This is a genomic window from Pseudomonas sp. BIC9C (assembly GCF_034541995.1).
GTDB lineage: Bacteria > Pseudomonadota > Gammaproteobacteria > Pseudomonadales > Pseudomonadaceae > Aquipseudomonas > Aquipseudomonas fluorescens_CC.
In genome coordinates, this window is sequence record NZ_JAWDGM010000003.1 from 450773 (window position 1) to 469137 (window position 18365).

Below are 18365 nucleotides of genomic sequence, written 5' to 3' on the forward strand. Positions count from 1 at the left end.
TGGCCTGCGAAGCAGGCCCTGTCGCAACCGCTCTGTTTTTTCAGATAGATCGCATTGCCTGCTTTTGGGGTTGCGATGCAACCCAGCGGGAGCAAGCTCCCTCGCCACAGGCCACGCGCCGACTTAGTATGGCGTTTTCCATTTTTGACAAGGCACGTCCATGACGATCGAAATCCGCCCGGCGACCCCCAGTGACGCACCGCAAATCCTCGCGTTCATCACTGAACTGGCCGACTACGAACGTGCCCGCCATGAAGTCGTCGCCAGCGTTGCCGACATCGAGCGCAGTCTGTTCAGCGAAGGCGCCACTGCCCATGGCCTGATCTGCCTGCGCGACGGTGCACCCATCGGTTTCGCGGTGTTCTTCTTCAGCTATTCCACCTGGCTGGGCAGCAATTGCCTGTACCTCGAAGACCTCTACATCACCCCGGAACAACGTGGCGGCGGTGCGGGCAAGACCCTGCTGCGGCATCTGGCGAAAATCGCCTGCGCCAACGACTGCGGCCGTTTCGAATGGAGCGTGCTGGAGTGGAATACCCCGGCCATCGAATTCTACAAATCCCTGGGTGCGCAGCCGCAGGAGGAGTGGGTTCGGTATCGGATGGATGGGGCCGTCTTGAGGGATTTTGCTGCGGGTAATTGATCGCCCTTAAAAGATCGCAGCCTTCGGCAGCTCCTACGGGGACGGTGTGTGAACCCGATTTTGTAGGAGCTGCCGAAGGCTGCGATCTTTTTTTGCTCATGTCTCAATATATGGGATATGTATTTATATATTGAGATTTTCCGGCATCCAGGTTTATAGTCCCGCTCACTCACTGCCAAAAACCAAAACAGGTGAAGCGATGCAGGCGCAATTGATCGCGCTCGACTGGGGGACGACCTCATTACGTGCTTACAAACTGGCTGAAGGCGGCCAGGTGCTCGAACAGCGCACGCTGTCGTCGGGGGTCATGCAGCTGCCGAAGGCGCCGCGAATCATTGGCGGCCGGGAATGCACCGATGGTTTCGAATTGGCCTTCGACGAGGCTTGCGGCGACTGGCTCGATGCGCAGCCGCAATTACCGGTGATTGCCTGCGGTATGGTCGGCAGCGCCCAGGGGTGGCGCGAAGCGGCTTACCGCGACACGCCGGCGAACGTCGCCAACCTTGGTACTTCCTTGCAAACAGTGCGCAGCCTGCGGGGTGTCGATGTGCACATAGTGCCCGGCGTCATCCAGCGTGCGCGTTTGCCGAACGTGATGCGCGGCGAAGAAACCCAGGTGCTCGGTGTGCTGCAAAACCTGGCGGGTGAGACGGGCGCCGACCTGTTGATCGGCCTCCCGGGCAGTCATTCGAAGTGGGTGGAAGTGGCCGATGGCTGCATCGTGCATTTCGATACGTTCATGACTGGCGAAGTCTTCGCCGTGCTCAGCGAGCACAGCATTCTCGGACGCACCCAGCAGCGTGGCGGGTCTTTCGATGGCGACGCATTTGATCGCGGCGTGCAGGTCGCGTTGTCGGCGGACGGTGAAACCGGTCCGCTGTCGACGATGTTCAGCGCCCGTAGCCTGGGCCTGACCGGCGAATTGAGCGCCACCGCCCAGGCGGACTACCTGTCCGGCCTGTTGATCGGCCACGAGTTGGCGGCCCTGGCCATTGCCCAGCGGCGTCGACGCAACAGCGTGCATCTGCCGTCGATCATCCTCATCGGCAATACCCAACTCTGTGCCCGCTACAGCCGTGCGCTCGACGCCTGCGGTTTTACCCGGGTGAGCCTGGCCGAACAGGCCACCGAACGCGGATTGTGGCAACTGGCGCTCGCCGCCGGCCTGGTCACGTCCACCGCATCCCGTTAATTCTGCCTGGAGGTCTGACATGCTCAAACAAGCGCTGGCGCAGAACGGCCTGATCGCGATCCTGCGCGGCCTGCACCCGCAAGAAGCGGCCGCTATCGGCGAAGTCCTGTACGCCGCCGGATTTCGCGTCATCGAAGTGCCGCTCAATTCTCCTGAACCGTACGACAGTATCCGCATCCTGCGCAGTACCCTGCCTGCCGATTGCCTGATCGGTGCGGGCACGGTGTTGACGCCGGAGCAGGTCGAGCAAGTGAAGGCGGCGGGTGGTCAGGTGATCGTCATGCCCCACAGCGATCCGAAGGTACTGCGAGCGGCGAAAGCGGCCGGCCTGTACCTGTCACCCGGTGTCGCCACGCCCACCGAAGCCTTCGCGGCACTGGCCGAAGGCGCGGATGTGCTGAAGATGTTTCCGGCCGAGCAGATGGGGCCGGCAGTCGTCAAAGCCTGGCTCGCGGTGCTACCGGCGGGAACCATTCTGGTGCCTGTCGGCGGCATCACTGCGGACAACATGCAGATGTTCATGGACGCAGGTGTGAAAGGCTTCGGCCTCGGTTCGGGCCTGTTCAAGCCGGGTATGACGCCCCAGGACGTGGCCGTGAACGCCAAGGCCTATGTCGCTGCATGGAACGCTCTGCGTTAAGACTTTTCCGGCGCCGAGCGCGCTGCAAATAACAAGAGAGACAACCTGATGAAAATCACCAAACTGACCACCTTCATCGTTCCGCCGCGTTGGTGCTTCCTCAAGGTCGAAACCGACGAAGGCGTCACCGGCTGGGGCGAGCCCGTGGTCGAAGGTCGTGCCCACACCGTTGCCGCTGCCGTTGAAGAATTGTCCGACTACCTGATCGGCAAAGACCCCCGCAACATCGAAGACATCTGGACCGTGCTCTATCGCGGCGGCTTCTACCGTGGTGGCGCTATCCACATGAGCGCCCTGGCGGGTATCGACCAGGCCTTGTGGGACATCAAGGGCAAGGCGCTGGGTGTGTCGGTCAGTGATCTGCTGGGTGGTCAGGTACGGGACAAGATTCGTGTGTATTCGTGGATCGGCGGCGACCGCCCGGCAGACACGGCGCGTGCGGCGAAAGAAGCGGTCGAGCGTGGCTTCACTGCGGTGAAAATGAACGGCACCGAAGAGCTGCAGTTCCTCGACACGTTCGACAAAGTCGACCAGGCCCTGGCCAATGTCGCTGCCGTACGCGATGCGGTCGGCCCGAACGTGGGTATCGGCGTGGACTTCCATGGCCGGGTGCACAAGCCCATGGCCAAGGTACTGATGAAGGAACTCGATCCGTACAAGCTGATGTTCATCGAAGAGCCGGTACTCAGCGAAAACTACGAAGCGCTGAAGGAACTGGCGCCGCTGACCAGCACGCCGATTGCCTTGGGTGAGCGGCTGTTCTCGCGCTGGGATTTCAAGCGCGTTCTCAGCGAAGGCTATGTCGACATCATCCAGCCGGATGCCTCCCACGCCGGCGGCATCACCGAGACGCGCAAGATCGCCAACATGGCCGAAGCCTACGACGTGGCGCTGGCGCTGCATTGCCCGCTGGGCCCGATTGCCCTGGCTGCCTGCCTGCAGCTGGACGCGGCCTGCTACAACGCATTCATCCAGGAACAGAGCCTGGGCATCCATTACAACGAGAGCAACGACCTGCTCGACTACGTGAAAGACCCACGGGTGTTCGACTACGACCAGGGCTTCGTGAAGATCCCGAACGGCCCGGGCCTGGGTATCGAGATCAATGAAGAATACGTGATCGAACGTTCTGCCATCGGTCACCGCTGGCGCAACCCGATCTGGCGCCATGCCGATGGCAGTTTCGCCGAGTGGTAATCACTCCCTGACCCACCACAAATCCAGATGTGGGAGCGGGCTTGCTCGCGAAGACGGCATCACATTCAACAGTGATGTCGTCTGACACACCGCTTTCGCGAGCAAGCCCGCTCCCACAATTGATCTCCATTGGCAGGGAGATCTCCGGTTCAGACGCAATCCTTCACACCGACCTCAATAACCATAAGAAGAGGCACCTTCCATGCAACCGCAAACCCTCACCGGGCAGGCGTCGTTGGTGACGCCCAGCCGCAAGCGTTTTTTCATCATGGTGCTGTTGTTCATCACCGTGGTGATCAACTACCTGGACCGCAGTAACCTGTCGATTGCCGCCCCGGCATTGACCAGTGAATTGGGCATCGATCCGATTCACGTCGGCCTGATTTTCTCCGCGTTCGGCTGGACCTACGCCGCGATGCAAATCCCCGGTGGCTGGCTGGTGGACCGTGTGCCGCCTCGGATTCTGTACAGCCTCGCGTTGCTGCTGTGGTCGGTGGCCACGGTGATGCTCGGTTTCGCCGGCAGCTTCATCGCGCTGTTCGTGTTGCGCATGGCGGTCGGCGCCCTGGAAGCGCCGGCCTATCCGATCAACAGCCGCGTGGTCACTACCTGGTTCCCCGAGCGCGAGCGCGCCACGGCCATCGGTTTCTACACCTCCGGGCAATTTGTCGGCCTGGCATTCCTGACGCCGGTGCTGGCCTGGCTCCAGCACGAATTCGGCTGGCACATGGTGTTCGTCACCACCGGCGCGGTGGGCATTGTGTGGGCGGTGATCTGGTACGCGGTGTATCGCGAGCCGCGGGATTTCAAAGGCGCCAATGACGCGGAAATTGACTTGATCCGCGAGGGGGGGTGGATTGGTGGACATCCAGGCCGAGCAGGCCAAGGTCAAGGCCAAGTTCAGTTGGACCGACCTGGGGATTGTCCTGACTAAACGCAAGCTCTGGGGCATCTACCTCGGGCAGTTCTGCCTCAACTCGACGCTGTGGTTCTTCCTCACATGGTTTCCGACCTACCTGGTGAAATATCGCGGCATGGACTTCATCAAATCCGGCCTGCTGGCGTCGCTGCCGTTTCTCGCCGCGTTCATCGGTGTGCTGTGTTCCGGCTTCTTCTCGGACTTTTTGATCCGTCGCGGCTACACGGTGGGTTTCGCCCGCAAGTTGCCGATCATCAGCGGCTTGCTGATTTCCACCTCGATCATCGGCGCCAACTTTGTCGAGTCGACGCCGCTGGTGATTGCCTTCCTCGCGCTCGCCTTCTTCGGCAACGGTCTGGCTTCGATTACCTGGTCGCTGGTGTCGACACTTGCTCCGGCGCGCTTGCTCGGGTTGACCGGCGGGGTGTTCAACTTCATCGGCAACCTGTCGGCGATTGCCACGCCTATCGTGATCGGCTTTCTCGCGACGGGTGATTCCTTTGCCCCGGCGATCACCTACATCTCGGTGCTGGCATTGATTGGCGCACTGTCCTACATCCTGCTGGTGGGCAAGGTCGAGCGTATCAAGTTGTAGTCGTGGCATTCGGGCGACCATAATGCCGCCCGTTCACTCGCTCAACGGTAAAGGCTGGATATGCAGGAAGACGCCCCAAAAATCGCCAAGGACGCCGCGCCGACCGGCACCCAGACCCTGCTTCGCGGGTTGGGTGTGGTCCAGGCCGTGGCCAGCGGCGCCCGCGATCTCAAGGAAATCGCCCGGCTGATCGGCACCACGCGCAGCACCACCCATCGCCTGGCCAGTTGCCTGGTCGACGAGCGTTATCTGCGGGTGGTGCCGCAAGTCGGTTATCTGCTGGGGTCGAAACTGATCGAATTGGGCTTTCAGGCCCGTGAAGAGCTGCCGCTGGTTACCCTGGCCGGGCCGTATCTGGATGAGTTGTCGGCGTTGACCGGCGACACCGTGCACCTGGGCATTCGCGAAGGCGACGAGGTTTTGTACCTGCTGAAGAATCCGGGGCGCAATGGCCCGGAAATGCGTTCGCGGGTCGGCCATCGCATGCCGTTGGCACGCACCGGGATTGGCAAGGCGTTGATGCTCGATGATTCGCCGCAGGATTGGCAGCGGCTGTACGACATCAGCCTGCCAGCGGGTGGGAAAAGTCAGTTCTGGCCCCAGCATCCTCAGCAGTCTTGGGAACAGCTTGAGCAGCGCATGACCGAGTACGTGGCCGGTGGCTACGCGTTCGATCTGGAAGACAATGAACCGTCGATCCGCTGCGTGGCGGCGCCAATTCGTGATGCGAGCAAGCGCATTGTGGCGGCGATCAGTATTGCCAGCACCGTACCCTACATGCCGCTGGAAAAAATGGCCGAGCTGATTCCGTTGATCAAAGGCGTGACAAAGCGTCTTTCTGCGGAACTCGGTCTCAAGGTCTGAACCCCAAACCCTGTAGGAGCGAGCTTGCTCGCGAAGGCCGATAACGCTAACGCGTATTGTCTGAATGCACACGGTGTATTGGAGTTTTTCGCGAGCAAGCTCGCTCCTACAGGCAATGATGTAATGCCCGGAATTTCAGGCAACAAAAAGGCCCCCATTCGGGAGCCTCGTTGTTCAGGCGTTCGGCTTACATGTTCGGGTAAGTCGGGCCGCCGGCACCTTCCGGCGCCACCCAGGTGATGTTCTGTGCAGGGTCCTTGATGTCGCAGGTCTTGCAGTGAACGCAGTTCTGGGCGTTGATCTGGAAGCGCTTTTCGCCGTCTTCCTTGGTCACCACTTCATACACGCCGGCCGGGCAGTAGCGCTGGGCAGGTTCGTCGTACAGCGGCAGGTTCTTGCTGATCGGGATGCTCGCGTCGGCCAGCTTCAGGTGGCACGGCTGCTCTTCTTCATGGTTGGTACCGGAGATGAACACCGAGCTCAATTTGTCGAAGCTGATCTTGCCGTCCGGTTTCGGGTAGTCGATCTTCTTGCAGTCGGCCGCCAGTTTCAGGCACGCGTAATCCGGCTTGGTGTCATGCAGGGTGAACGGCAGTTTGCCGCCGAAGATGTTCTGGTCCAGCCAGTTGAAACCGCCACCGACGATGGCGCCGAATTTGTGGATCGCCGGGCCGAAGTTGCGGCTGGCGAACAGTTCGTCGTAGAGCCAGCTCTTCTTGAACGCGTCAACGTAGGTGGTTAGTTCTTCGGTGCCGTCCTTCTCTGCGAACAGCGCGTCAGCCACGGATTCTGCGGCGAGCATGCCGGACTTCATCGCGGTGTGGCTGCCCTTGATCTTGGCGAAGTTCAGGGTGCCGAGGTCGCAACCAATCAGCGCGCCGCCCTTGAAGACCATCTTCGGCAGCGAGTTCAGGCCGCCCTTGCAGATGGCGCGGGCGCCGTAACTGATGCGCTTGCCGCCTTCCAGGTACTGCTTGAGCACCGGGTGATGCTTGAGGCGCTGGAACTCGTCGAACGGCGACAGGTAGGTGTTGCTGTAGGACAGGTCGACGATCAGGCCGACTACCACCTGGTTGTTCTCCAGGTGATAGAGGAACGAGCCGCCGGTGTTCTCGGTGCCCATGATGTCCATCGGCCAGCCGGCGGTGTGCACCACCAGGCCTGGCTGGTGCTTGGCCGGGTCGACTTCCCAGATTTCTTTCAGGCCGATGCCGTAATGCTGGGCGTCGGCATCGCTGTCGAGGTTGAAACGCTTGATCAGTTGCTTGCCGATATGGCCACGGCAACCTTCGGCGAACAGCGTGTATTTGCCACGCAGTTCCATGCCCGGAGTGTACAGGCCTTCCTTTGGATGGCCTTCGCGGTCGACGCCCAGGTCACCGGTGATGATCCCGCGCACCACGCCGTTCTCGTCGAACAGCGCTTCCTGAGCGGCGAAGCCCGGGTAGATCTCCACGCCCAGGTTCTCGGCCTGTTGGGCCAGCCAGCGGCACAGGTTACCCAGGGAGATGATGTAGTTGCCTTCGTTGTGCATGGTCTTGGGCACAAAGAAGTCTGGAACTTTCTGCGCGCTTTCAGCGTTCTTCAGAACGAAGATGTCGTCGCGGGTGACGGGGGTGTTCAGCGGCGCGCCGAGTTCCTTCCAGTCCGGGAACAGTTCGTTCAGGGCCCGTGGTTCGAACACGGCACCGGACAGAATGTGAGCACCGACTTCGGAGCCTTTTTCGACCACGCAGACGCTGATTTCCTTACCGGCTTCGGCGGCCTTCTGCTTCAAGCGGCAGGCGGCGGAAAGACCAGCGGGGCCGGCACCGACGATGACCACGTCGAATTCCATGTATTCGCGTTCCACAGGTTATCTCCTACTCAAGGCTCAACAGTTTTTTTTCTAATTTGGAGGTTGGTTGTCGCATCCATGAATCCCGGCGCAACGCCGGAAGCGGACAATCGATTGACCACCTTTCTCTTTGGGTGGCGCATTATATCTACACCACTCTCAGCGTCCAATACAAACGTTTGTTTGAATTGGCTCAAAGCCAGAGAAATCAAAGTCACGCGCCTTATGAACGGCTGTTTTGGCGTATTGACCGGAATAGGCGTTCCGGTCAAGATACGGGCGGTTTTGCGCTCGCCGTAGGCTGACTGTTGGTTTCAAGAGCACCTCTAAAGACAGGGCGATGGCAGTAGAGAGTGAAGCGCCGTGCGGGTCTGGTGTGCAGTTTACACGCCGTGATGTTGAATGACTCGCCAGTCACCACTGACGAACGGTCATCCACAGCATGAGCGATGGTCACTTGACACGTTTGCCGGCGTTTTTAGAGGTGCCCTTGCGCCCGATGAGCATCAACCGCCAGGTTCGCCTAGGCGACTTTCTTTTCACCGGAGAGTAACGAGGAATCCATGAAGGTTCTTGTAGCTGTCAAACGCGTTGTGGATTACAACGTCAAGGTCCGCGTCAAGGCGGACAATTCCGGCGTCGATCTTGCCAACGTCAAGATGTCGATGAACCCGTTCTGCGAGATCGCCGTGGAAGAGGCCGTACGCCTGAAAGAGAAGGGTGTTGCGACTGAAATCGTCGTCGTTTCCGTCGGCCCGTCCACCGCTCAAGAGCAACTGCGCACCGCGCTGGCTCTGGGTGCCGACCGCGCCATCCTCGTCGAGTCCGCCGAAGACCTGACTTCCCTGGCCGTTGCCAAGCTGCTGAAGGCCGTTGTCGACAAGGAACAGCCTCAGCTGGTGATCCTTGGCAAACAAGCCATCGACAGCGACAACAACCAGACCGGCCAGATGCTCGCTGCATTGAGCGGCTACGGTCAGGGCACGTTCGCTTCGAAAGTCGAAATCAGTGGCGACAGCGTGGCTGTAACCCGCGAAATCGACGGCGGCGCGCAGACAGTTTCCCTGAAACTGCCAGCCATCGTCACCACCGACCTGCGTTTGAACGAGCCGCGCTACGCGTCTCTGCCAAACATCATGAAAGCCAAGAAGAAGCCTCTCGAGACGCTGACTCCGGACGCTTTGGGCGTTTCCACCGCCTCCACCAACAAGACCGTGAAAGTCGAAGCGCCTGCTGCACGCAGCGCGGGTATCAAGGTCAAGTCGGTGGCTGAACTGGTCGAGAAACTGAAAAACGAAGCGAAGGTAATCTAAATGACTATCTTGGTTATTGCTGAACACGACAACAAAGTGCTGGCCCCGGCCACGCTGAACACCGTTGCTGCTGCCGCCAAAATCGGTGGCGACATCCACGTTCTGGTTGCAGGTCAGGGCGCTGGCGCCGTGGCTGAAGCCGCTGCGAAAGTCGCTGGCGTGGCTAAAGTGCTGGTGGCCGACAACGCCGCCTACGCTCACCAGCTGCCGGAAAACGTTGCTCCGCTGGTTGCAGAGTTGGGCAAGGGCTACAGCCACATCCTGGCTGCCGCCACTTCCAACGGCAAAAACATCCTGCCGCGCGTTGCCGCTGCACTGGACGTTGACCAGATCTCCGAGATCATCTCGGTAGAAAGCGCTGATACCTTCAAGCGTCCGATCTACGCCGGTAACGCCATCGCTACCGTTCAGTCGAACGCTGCGGTCAAAGTGATCACCGTGCGGGCCACCGGTTTCGACCCGGTTGCAGCTGAAGGTGGTTCGGCTGCCGTTGAAGCCGTTGGCGCTGCTCACGACGCTGGTATCTCCAGCTTCGTTGGCGAAGAGCTGGCCAAGTCCGATCGTCCGGAACTGACCGCTGCCAAGATCGTCGTTTCCGGCGGCCGCGGCATGCAGAACGGCGACAACTTCAAACACCTGTACGCCCTGGCCGACAAGCTGGGCGCTGCCGTGGGTGCTTCCCGCGCCGCGGTCGACGCAGGTTTTGTACCGAACGACATGCAGGTCGGTCAAACCGGCAAGATCGTTGCTCCACAGCTGTACATCGCCGTCGGTATCTCCGGCGCGATCCAGCACCTGGCCGGCATGAAAGACTCCAAAGTGATCGTTGCGATCAACAAGGACGAAGAAGCGCCGATCTTCCAGGTGGCCGATTACGGCCTGGTGGCGGACCTGTTCGAAGCCATCCCTGAGCTGGAGAAGCTGGTCTAATCCGGCTGCTTCACTTATAAAGAGCCCGGCCTTTTGGCCGGGCTTTTTTTTGCCCTTCATTCTGTAGGAGCGAGCTTGCTCGCGATGAACTCAAATGCGCCGCGTTTTTCCAGAATGAACGCGTCATCGTTAACGTACATCGCGAGCAGGCTCGCTCCTACAGGGGGCATAACCGGGTATTAATCGAGTGTGAAGCCATGGATCTGCGCTGTGTGTGGAGCTTGCTGGGATTGACGCTATTGCCGTCGCTGTCTTTCGCCGCAGGCAAATGCGAACGCCTTGTGGTAACCGGCAGTCCGGACGCGCCGCCGTACCTGTGGCAAGACCCGCAGAATCCCGGACACCTGATCGGTGCCAGCGCCGATTTGCTTCAGCAAGTGGCGGGAGAGTTAGGGCTCAAGGTCGAACTGCTTTATGCCGGCAAACGCGCCCAGGCCCTGGACGAAGTGCGCAGCGGGCGCATGGACATGCTGGCGGACGCAGCATTGACGGTCAGCGAGCTGGAAACCCTGGATTACATCCATCCACCCTTGCTGGAAAACGACTATCTGGTCTGGACGCTCAAGGACTCGACGCTGGTCTACAACCAGGTGCAGGACCTGCACGGCCATCCCGGAGCCGTGTCGGAAAAGGCCCGATTGACTCCGCAATTCAGCACCTTTGCCGGACAGCAGTTAACCCTCGTACGCACGTCCAGCCTGACCCAGGCCTTTCAGAAACTGCTGTTGGGTGAGGTCGAATTCGTACTCGCAGGACGTTACTCGGGCATGGCGACCGCACAGACGCTGGGCATGGCCGGTGATTTGGTCGCTCGCTCGCAACCGGTCGACAAGCCTGGCCTGTACCTGGCGATTTCCCATGACTCGGCCTGCAACGATCCGTGGTTGCGCGGACAGTTGGCCAAAAAGATGACAGAATTGCCCGCGTCCGGACTGACGGAAGCCGTGCTGATGCGCAATATCGAGCGTTGGAAGGCACAGCGCTCACAACCGCAGCAACCCTCGCAACAACCCGTCAGTACCCCAAAACAGTAGGGATATTTAGTGAGTATTCGACCTCTTTTCGCTGCCATGGCCTTTGTGCTCCTGGCCGGTTGTGCAACCGATCCTGCGCCGAATGAACAGATTCGCCTGACCGAACAGGCACTCGAACAGGCCAAGGCCGTGGGCGCCACCGCCGACGATGTGCCGGAAATGAAATTGGCCGAAGACAAGTTCAGCCGCGCCAAGGGCAACATGACTGACCAATCCTTCAAAAACGCACGCATGCGGGCCGAGCAGGCCGAGCTCGATGCGCGTCTGGCTGAAGCCAAGGTGTTGACGGCCAAGAGCGAGGAACAGTTGAACGTGCTTAACGCCCGCATCGCCCGCCTGCGCAAGCAACTGGGAGATGCCGAATGAGCCTCAAGAGCAAAGCCATCGGCGGTTTGATCCTGGCCGGCTGCGCTGTGCTGTCCGGTTGCGTCAGCCAGCACAGCGAGAGCGCGTTGCAACAGGCTGGAGCCGACTTTCAGAAGGTCAAGGAAGACTCCAATGTGCTGCGAATCGCCCCCAAGGACGTGATTCGTGCCGGTGAGTCCCTGGCCCGCGCCGATCGTCTGTCCAGCTATTGGGGCAGTGGTTCGGACGTGGTGCATTACGCCTACCTGAGCCAGCGCTACAGCGCCATTGCCCGGGAGCACACCAATCAGTCGCTTAACGAGGAGCAAGCGGCAAAACTCGAACTGGAACGGCAGCGCCTGCAACTGGCACTGCGTGAATCCAAACTTTTCAGCGTGCAGCAGCAAGGCAAATGGCTTGAAGAGCAGATCCTGGCATTGACGACCGCCCAGACCGACCGCGGTCTGGTGATGACATTGGGCGACATGCTGTTCGACACGGGCGAAGCGGAATTGAAACCGTCGGCCAACCGTGTGGTGTTGAAGATCGTGCAGTTCCTGCAACTCAACCCCAAGCGTGTGGTACGCATCGAAGGTTATACGGACAGTACCGGGGGCAAACAGGAAAACCTCAAGCTGTCCCGCGACCGCGCACAATCGGTGGCTGACGTGCTGATGGACCTGGGCATCGACGACAAGCGCATCCAGGTCGAGGGTTATGGTGACGAATATCCGGTGGACGCGAATGCGTCTGAACGGGGGCGAGCGCAGAATCGTCGGGTGGAAATTGTGTTTTCCGACGAAAAGGGACAGCTCGGCGCTGCCCGCTAGGGGTTGCGTCGCTGGAAAACCCGGGCTGCCATGCAGCGCCGGGTTTTTTTTGCCTGCCGATTACCGCACAAAACAGTACAGATTTTGCTGACACTGCACTGTACGGTCGACTATTGTGGCAACTGTCCCCGTACACTTCTAAACTGTTCCGGTATTGTTTCACACAAGAATAAAATGCCCGTGAAATCGAGTGCTGCGTCATGACCAATCTTTTGCTCTATCAACGTATTGCTCAACAACTGGCCGAAGACATCCGCCGTGGGGTCTATCAGCCGGGAGAGCGCGTGCCTTCGGTGCGCAAGATGAGCTCGCAGCTCAATGTCAGCCATGCGACGGTGTTGCAGGCGTATGCCAATCTCGAAGATCAGGGGCTGATCCGCGCCCGGCCGCAGTCGGGTTACTACGTGCACCAGACGCCGGCACTCACCGCACCGACGCCGGACATCGCCCGGGTCGAGCGCCCCGGCCTGGTCACCCGCAGCAGCATCATTCAACAGGTCCTGGTCGAGTCCCGTCGTGAAGGCGTGTTCCCACTGGGCGCCGCAGTGCCCAGTGTCGACTATTTGCCGGTACGGGCACTGCATCAGCAATTGGCCAAAGTCACCCGTTTCCATAGCCCGCGGGCCTTCAGTTACATGTTCAGCCCCGGATTCGAGCCGTTGCGCCGACAGGTGGCGATCCGCATGCGCGATGCCGGTGTGGTGGTCGATCCGTCGGAGGTGGTGATCACGCACGGCTGTGTCGATGCGCTGCAGATGTCTTTGCGCGTGCTGACCCGTCCGGGCGATCTGATTGCGGCCGAGTCGCCGACTTATTACGGGTTGCTGCAATTGGCCGATCTCTTGGGCCTCAAGGTCATCGAGATCCCCAGTGATCCAGCCACGGGCATGAGTCTGGAAGCCTTGCAACTGGCAGCCAACCAATGGTCGATCAAGGCGTTGGTGCTGACCACCCGACTGAGTAATCCATTGGGCGGCACCATGCCTGAAGAGCGGCAGAAACAACTGCTGCGCCTGGCGTCGGACTTCGATATCCAGATTGTCGAAGACGATATCTACGGTGAACTGATGTTCGAGCAGGGGCGCACCAAGTCCCTCAAGGCCTACGATCGGCTGGACCGGGTGATCTATTGCTCAAGTTTCTCTAAAACCCTGTCGCCGGGAGTGAGGATCGGCTGGATGATTGCCGGCAAGTATCAGCAGGAAATCCAGCGCTTGCAGACCTTCAGTACGCATTCTGCGTGCAGCGTGACCCAGATGGGTATCGCCGCTTACCTGGAAAATGGCGGGTACGATCGGCATCTGCGCTTCATCCGCCAGGAATACCGCAAGAACCTCAGTGCCTTCCAGTTGGCGGTGCAGCAGTATTTCCCGGAAGGCACGCAGATGACCCGGCCTACCGGCGGTTTCATTCTGTGGGTCAGTCTGCCGGGGCGGGTCAACACCCAGGAGTTGCACGTGCGGGCCTTGCAGCAGGGCATCAGTATTGCGCCGGGACTGATCTTCAGTAATACCGAGCAATTCAATCACTGCATTCGCCTCAATTGCGGCACACCATGGAACCGCGAAGCCGAGCGTGCGTTGATGACCCTGGGCATGCTGGCCACCCAACTCTGCCAGGAGATGGCAGGCGGTTTGTAACAGGCTGCTACTGTGCTTGTCTTGTGGGCTGCAACAGGCGAGCATAGGCACCTCTGCCGTTTGCACCCACTGTGGGATACATGAAACCGATTTTTCCTGCCGCCTGGCTATTGCTCTGCCTGTTTGCGAGTATTCAGCCGGCATCCGTCGTTGCCGCCACCGAGCAGGAACAGGCTACCGGCAGTTTTCACGTAGCACCGATAAAAGCCGAACCTGCAAAAAAAGCCTCATCGGCCAAAAAACCGGCGGCGTCCGCGAAAAAACATCCACCCATTGCCTCCAAATCGAAACCGGCCAGCGAAGTGGTAAAGACTGAGCTTCCATCCGCCAAGCTGGACCTGAGCTTGCCCAAGGATATGGTTCAAGAACTGAAGCCGGTCGGGACGGTACCGTTGACCACGCGCGAACCGCTGTTGCCCCAGATGTTCGGTGACAAAAGCGCCAGCAGTCCGTTCCAGCTCAACGGACGTCTGCTCAGCAATGAAATGCAGCTGCAACTGCGCAATGAAGAGCGCCGCGAGGTTGAAGGCGCAGCACTGGATTTCGAGTTCAAACAGTAAGTCGTCAAGATCCGCGAGCCGCGGGGCAGACACTTTGTCGGAGACTGCCCGGTCATGCTCGTTTGCGTTGAAAAACCCGCTCGCAGGTAATTTAAAACAACTGTTTTAGCGGGTACTCTGTGCCCCGTCCTTTAACACATTGCTCGTCGCGAGGAGCTTGTCGTCATGAAATGCCGTGAGGGCTGTGGCGCGTGTTGCATTGCCCCTTCCATCAGTTCACCGATTCCCGGTATGCCCAATGGCAAAGCGGCGGGGCAGCGTTGCCTGCAACTTTCCGCGGATAACCTGTGCAGCATTTTCGGCCAACCGGAACGGCCGGCGGTGTGTTCCGCCTTCGAGGCCGACCCCGAGGTGTGCGGGAGCAGCAGCGAGGAAGCCATTCGGCTGATCGGCTGGTGGGAGCAAATGACGGCGGCGTGATGTGTTCTACGAACGGAACTTCAACAATAAGGAATAAGACTATGGGTTCGCTGCATCGTATTGCTGTGCTGTGTGGTTTGACGGTTGTGCTGGCTACCTCGGCGGCCCAGGCCGAAGACTGGAAAGTCAAAAAAGACGAAGACGGCATCAAGATCTCCCTGAGTGAAGTGGCCGGGTCCGACTACAAGGCCTACCAGGGCGTCACGCTGATGAAGACCACCGTGGCCAAGCTGCGTGCGTTGCAGGACGACGTGTCTGGAGCCTGCGCCTGGATTCACGAATGCAAAACCCAGAAGCTGCTCAAGCACGAAGGTAACCAGAGCTGGACCTACACTCAGTTCAACACTCCGTGGCCGGTTACTCCGCGCGATTCGGTGCTGCACGTCACCACCACCGAAGGTGCCGACGGCAGCCTGACCCGCAAGCTCGAAGGCGTACCGACATATATTCCTGAAGAAAAAGGTTTCGTCCGGGTCGCCAAGGTCGACGGTTTCTGGAAGTTCGTACCCAAGGGCGACCAGATCGAAGTGACCTATCAGGTGCACACCGAACCGGGCGGCAGCGTACCGTCGATGGTGGCCAACAAGTTCGTGGTGGACGCCCCGTTCAATACCTTGAAAGCCCTCAAGGAACGCGCCGAGAAGTAACGGTGTCGCTTTTTTGAGGTAACTTCGTAACGCCCCGACTCGATCGGGGCGTTTGCGTTTTTTGACCGGTGCGCAGGCTTTAATTTGTTTCCGGATATGCGTTGCACGAAATTTTCACCAACTCTCCAAGACAATTCGCCGGCTCTCCCGTAACGCGCTGCGTATTGCTGAATTCAGGATGAAAGAGTCGGGATGAGGGTAGTTATCAATGGCAATGCTGCCGTTGATCGTGCAACATTTGCGCACCGCGCAAACCCCAAGGCCTTGTACGGGCCGAAAAGAGGGCAAGGCGCAGCTGTATTTTTGAAACTTCAACTTCCAATGGGTCCTAAAACGACATGGCAATCCCGGACGCCCTGAATCAGCAGCGAGCCTCTAGTCGCCTGCTGCAACCGACCGTCAAATCGCATCTGGCCTACACGCTGTTGTGTGCCCTGGTCATGATGGTCATGTTCAGCCTGCTGCGCGTCGCGCTGCTGGTTTACAACCGCTCGATGATCCTCGACACCCCGGCCTCTACCTTCCTCGAGGCATTCGCCAACGGCCTGCGTTTCGACGTGCGTCTGGTGGTCTATCTGAGCATTCCGTTGCTGCTGGCATTGTTCAGCGCCCGGGCCATGGCCGCACGCGGGCTGTTCCGTCTCTGGCTGACGATCGTCTCCAGCATCGCGCTGTTCCTGGGCCTGATGGAAATGGACTTCTACCGTGAGTTCCACCAGCGCCTCAACGGCCTGGTCTTCCAGTACGTCAAGGAAGATCCGAAAACCGTGATGAGCATGCTCTGGTACGGTTTCCCGGTGGTTCGCTACCTGCTGGCATGGGCCGTGGGTACCTGGATCCTGAGCCTGGCATTCAAGGGCGCCGACCGTGCGACCCGTCCCCGTGGCCCGTTCAGTGGTGGCAGCATCGGCACGCGCCAGGTTGCACCGTGGTACGCGCGTATCGCGGTATTCGTGGTGTGCCTGCTGATCTGCGTGGTCGCCGCTCGAGGCACTTTGCGTCAAGGCCCGCCATTGCGTTGGGGTGACGTCTACACCACCAACTCGAACTTCGCCAACCAGTTGGGCCTCAACGGCACCCTGCAGTTGATTGCCGCAGCGAAGAGCCGGATGTCCGAAGAACGCGACAACATCTGGAAGGCCACCCTGCCTCAAGAGCAAGCCCAGCAAGTTGTGCGTGACATGCTGGTGTTGCCCGACGAGAAGCTGGTCGAAGCCGACATCGCCGCCGTACGTCGTGACTACACGCCGCCGGCCGACAAGACCCTGCCGATCAAGAACGTCGTCGTGATCCTGATGGAAAGCATGGCCGGTCACTCGGTGGGTGCCTTGGGCGGGCCGGGCAACATCACGCCGTACCTCGACAAATTGTCGAAGGAAGGCTTGCTGTTCGACCGCTTCTTCTCCAACGGTACCCATACCCACCAGGGTATGTTCGCCACCATGGGGTGCTTCCCGAACCTGCCGGGTTTCGAATACCTGATGCAGACCCCGGAAGGCAGCCACAAGTTGTCTGGCCTGCCGCAGTTGCTCAGTGCCCGCCACTATGACGACGTGTACGTCTACAACGGCGATTTCGCCTGGGACAACCAGTCGGGTTTCTTCAGCAACCAGGGCATGACCAACTTCATCGGCCGTAACGACTTCGTTAACCCGGTGTTCTCCGACCCGACCTGGGGCGTGTCCGACCAGGATATGTTCGATCGCGGCCTGCAAGAGCTCAAGGCGCGGGAAAACGGCAAGCCGTTCTATGCCTTGCTGCAAACCCTGTCCAACCACACGCCATACGCCTTGCCGACGCCATTGCCGGTCGAGCGCGTGACCAATCGCGGCAGCCTGAACGAGCATTTGACCGCCATGCGTTATGCGGACTGGGCTCTGGGCCAGTTCTTTGAAAAGGCCCGCAAGGAGCCGTATTTCAAGGAAACCCTGTTTGTCATCGTCGGTGACCACGGTTTCGGCAACGAGCAGCAGATCACTGAAATGGACCTGGGCCGCTTCAACGTGCCGATGTTGATGATCGCGCCGGGCATCCAGGAGAAATTCGGCCAGCGCGACCACACCGTGGGCACCCAGATCGACATCGTACCGACCATCATGGGGCGTCTGGGCGGTGAAGTTCGCCAGCAATGCTGGGGCCGCGACCTGCTCAACCTGCCTGAAGGCGATAAGGGTATTGGTGTGATCAAACCTTCGGGTAACGAACAGACCACGGCCATCCTCAGCGACGACCGGATCCTTGTGTTGCCGAAGGAAAAGGACATGGCGCCAAAGTTGTACCAGTACGAAATGGGCGCTACGCCGCACGCCGAGATCATCGTGGATGCACCAGGTACCGCCGAGTTGAAACTCAAGCTCGAAGCGTTCCTGCAAACAGCGACCAAGAGCCTGCTGGACAACACCGCCGGTGTAGTTCACGGCACACCGAACTAAGTATTCAGTCAAGTCTTGCTGCCTGACCTCAGGCAACAAAAAACCAGAATCCGATGCCTGCACAGGCATCGGATTTTTTTATGCCTGCCGGGTGGCGATATACCGCACCCAAGGGCAATACCTGTCAACTCTGACAGTAGACAGCCTTGGGGTTTGGGGATTTCATACAGGTGCTTCGGGTACCTGATCCAGCGTTTGCAACCGCGACGTTGAGAGCGGGCAGCGTTGCAAGGATGAGTGTCTGTCAGTTCCTGTCTCTATGGCTTTCGTGCCATGTCTTGGTCATGCAGTGGAACCGCATTGGAAGACATTCCAATAGAAACACCG

General features: G+C 59.5%; 16 protein-coding genes and 1 pseudogene. 16 read left to right on the top strand and 1 reads right to left on the bottom strand.

The window, feature by feature from the left end; all coding sequences use genetic code 11:
• Nucleotides 1–160: 160 nt before the first annotated feature.
• The 6 genes and pseudogenes from RS887_RS16710 (at nt 161) to RS887_RS16735 (ending at nt 6050) form a co-directional block, all read left to right on the top strand.
• Nucleotides 161–643, top strand: a complete 483-nt coding sequence (locus RS887_RS16710) for a GNAT family N-acetyltransferase (protein WP_322616200.1) — start codon at nt 161–163, stop codon at nt 641–643.
• A 199-nt stretch (nt 644–842) separates the two neighbouring features.
• Nucleotides 843–1835 carry a 2-dehydro-3-deoxygalactonokinase gene (locus RS887_RS16715; RefSeq protein ID WP_322616201.1) on the top strand — a complete coding sequence of 331 codons (993 nt, stop codon included), beginning with the start codon at nt 843–845 and terminating at the stop codon, nt 1833–1835.
• Nucleotides 1836–1854: 19 nt separating this feature from the next.
• Entirely contained in the window at nt 1855–2475 is a 621-nt protein-coding gene (locus tag RS887_RS16720) for a 2-dehydro-3-deoxy-6-phosphogalactonate aldolase (RefSeq protein ID WP_322616202.1), read from the top strand.
• A 48-nt stretch (nt 2476–2523) separates the two neighbouring features.
• Entirely contained in the window at nt 2524–3672 is a 1149-nt protein-coding gene (gene dgoD / locus RS887_RS16725) for a galactonate dehydratase (protein WP_322616203.1), read from the top strand.
• Nucleotides 3673–3874: 202 nt separating this feature from the next.
• A pseudogene (locus RS887_RS16730) lies at nt 3875–5186 on the top strand (MFS transporter).
• Between the two features lie 60 nt (nt 5187–5246).
• Complete coding sequence (locus RS887_RS16735) at nt 5247–6050, top strand: IclR family transcriptional regulator (protein WP_322616204.1); 804 nt, start codon at nt 5247–5249, stop codon at nt 6048–6050.
• Between the two features lie 187 nt (nt 6051–6237).
• Here RS887_RS16735 and RS887_RS16740 read toward each other — a convergent pair whose 3' ends face one another.
• Nucleotides 6238–7902 carry an electron transfer flavoprotein-ubiquinone oxidoreductase gene (locus tag RS887_RS16740; protein WP_322616205.1) on the bottom strand — a complete coding sequence of 555 codons (1665 nt, stop codon included), beginning with the start codon at nt 7900–7902 and terminating at the stop codon, nt 6238–6240.
• A 548-nt stretch (nt 7903–8450) separates the two neighbouring features.
• Here RS887_RS16740 and RS887_RS16745 point away from each other — a divergent pair.
• From RS887_RS16745 to RS887_RS16790, 10 genes are all read left to right on the top strand, one after another.
• Nucleotides 8451–9200: an electron transfer flavoprotein subunit beta/FixA family protein gene (locus tag RS887_RS16745; RefSeq protein WP_008017740.1), complete on the top strand. Its 750-nt coding sequence runs from the start codon at nt 8451–8453 to the stop codon at nt 9198–9200.
• Nucleotides 9201–10130, top strand: a complete 930-nt coding sequence (locus RS887_RS16750; protein ID WP_008004325.1) for an electron transfer flavoprotein subunit alpha/FixB family protein — start codon at nt 9201–9203, stop codon at nt 10128–10130. It abuts the gene before it with no gap.
• 197 nt (nt 10131–10327) lie between these two features.
• Complete coding sequence (locus tag RS887_RS16755) at nt 10328–11164, top strand: substrate-binding periplasmic protein (protein WP_322616206.1); 837 nt, start codon at nt 10328–10330, stop codon at nt 11162–11164.
• A 9-nt stretch (nt 11165–11173) separates the two neighbouring features.
• The gene (locus RS887_RS16760; protein WP_322616207.1) at nt 11174–11530 is read left to right on the top strand and encodes a DUF4398 domain-containing protein; all 357 of its coding nucleotides are present in this window, start codon (nt 11174–11176) and stop codon (nt 11528–11530) included.
• Nucleotides 11527–12339: an OmpA family protein gene (locus RS887_RS16765; RefSeq protein WP_322616208.1), complete on the top strand. Its 813-nt coding sequence runs from the start codon at nt 11527–11529 to the stop codon at nt 12337–12339. Before RS887_RS16760 ends, RS887_RS16765 begins: the two co-directional genes overlap by 4 nt.
• Before the next feature lie 200 nt (nt 12340–12539).
• Entirely contained in the window at nt 12540–13979 is a 1440-nt protein-coding gene (locus RS887_RS16770) for a PLP-dependent aminotransferase family protein (RefSeq protein ID WP_007973699.1), read from the top strand.
• 80 nt (nt 13980–14059) lie between these two features.
• Entirely contained in the window at nt 14060–14539 is a 480-nt protein-coding gene (locus tag RS887_RS16775; protein WP_322616209.1) for a translation initiation factor 2, read from the top strand.
• Nucleotides 14540–14704: 165 nt separating this feature from the next.
• The gene (locus RS887_RS16780) at nt 14705–14959 is read left to right on the top strand and encodes a YkgJ family cysteine cluster protein (protein ID WP_322616210.1); all 255 of its coding nucleotides are present in this window, start codon (nt 14705–14707) and stop codon (nt 14957–14959) included.
• A 41-nt stretch (nt 14960–15000) separates the two neighbouring features.
• Entirely contained in the window at nt 15001–15606 is a 606-nt protein-coding gene (locus RS887_RS16785; RefSeq protein ID WP_322616211.1) for an START domain-containing protein, read from the top strand.
• Nucleotides 15607–15944: 338 nt separating this feature from the next.
• Complete coding sequence (locus tag RS887_RS16790; protein WP_322616212.1) at nt 15945–18038, top strand: LTA synthase family protein; 2094 nt, start codon at nt 15945–15947, stop codon at nt 18036–18038.
• Nucleotides 18039–18365 lie beyond the last annotated feature (327 nt).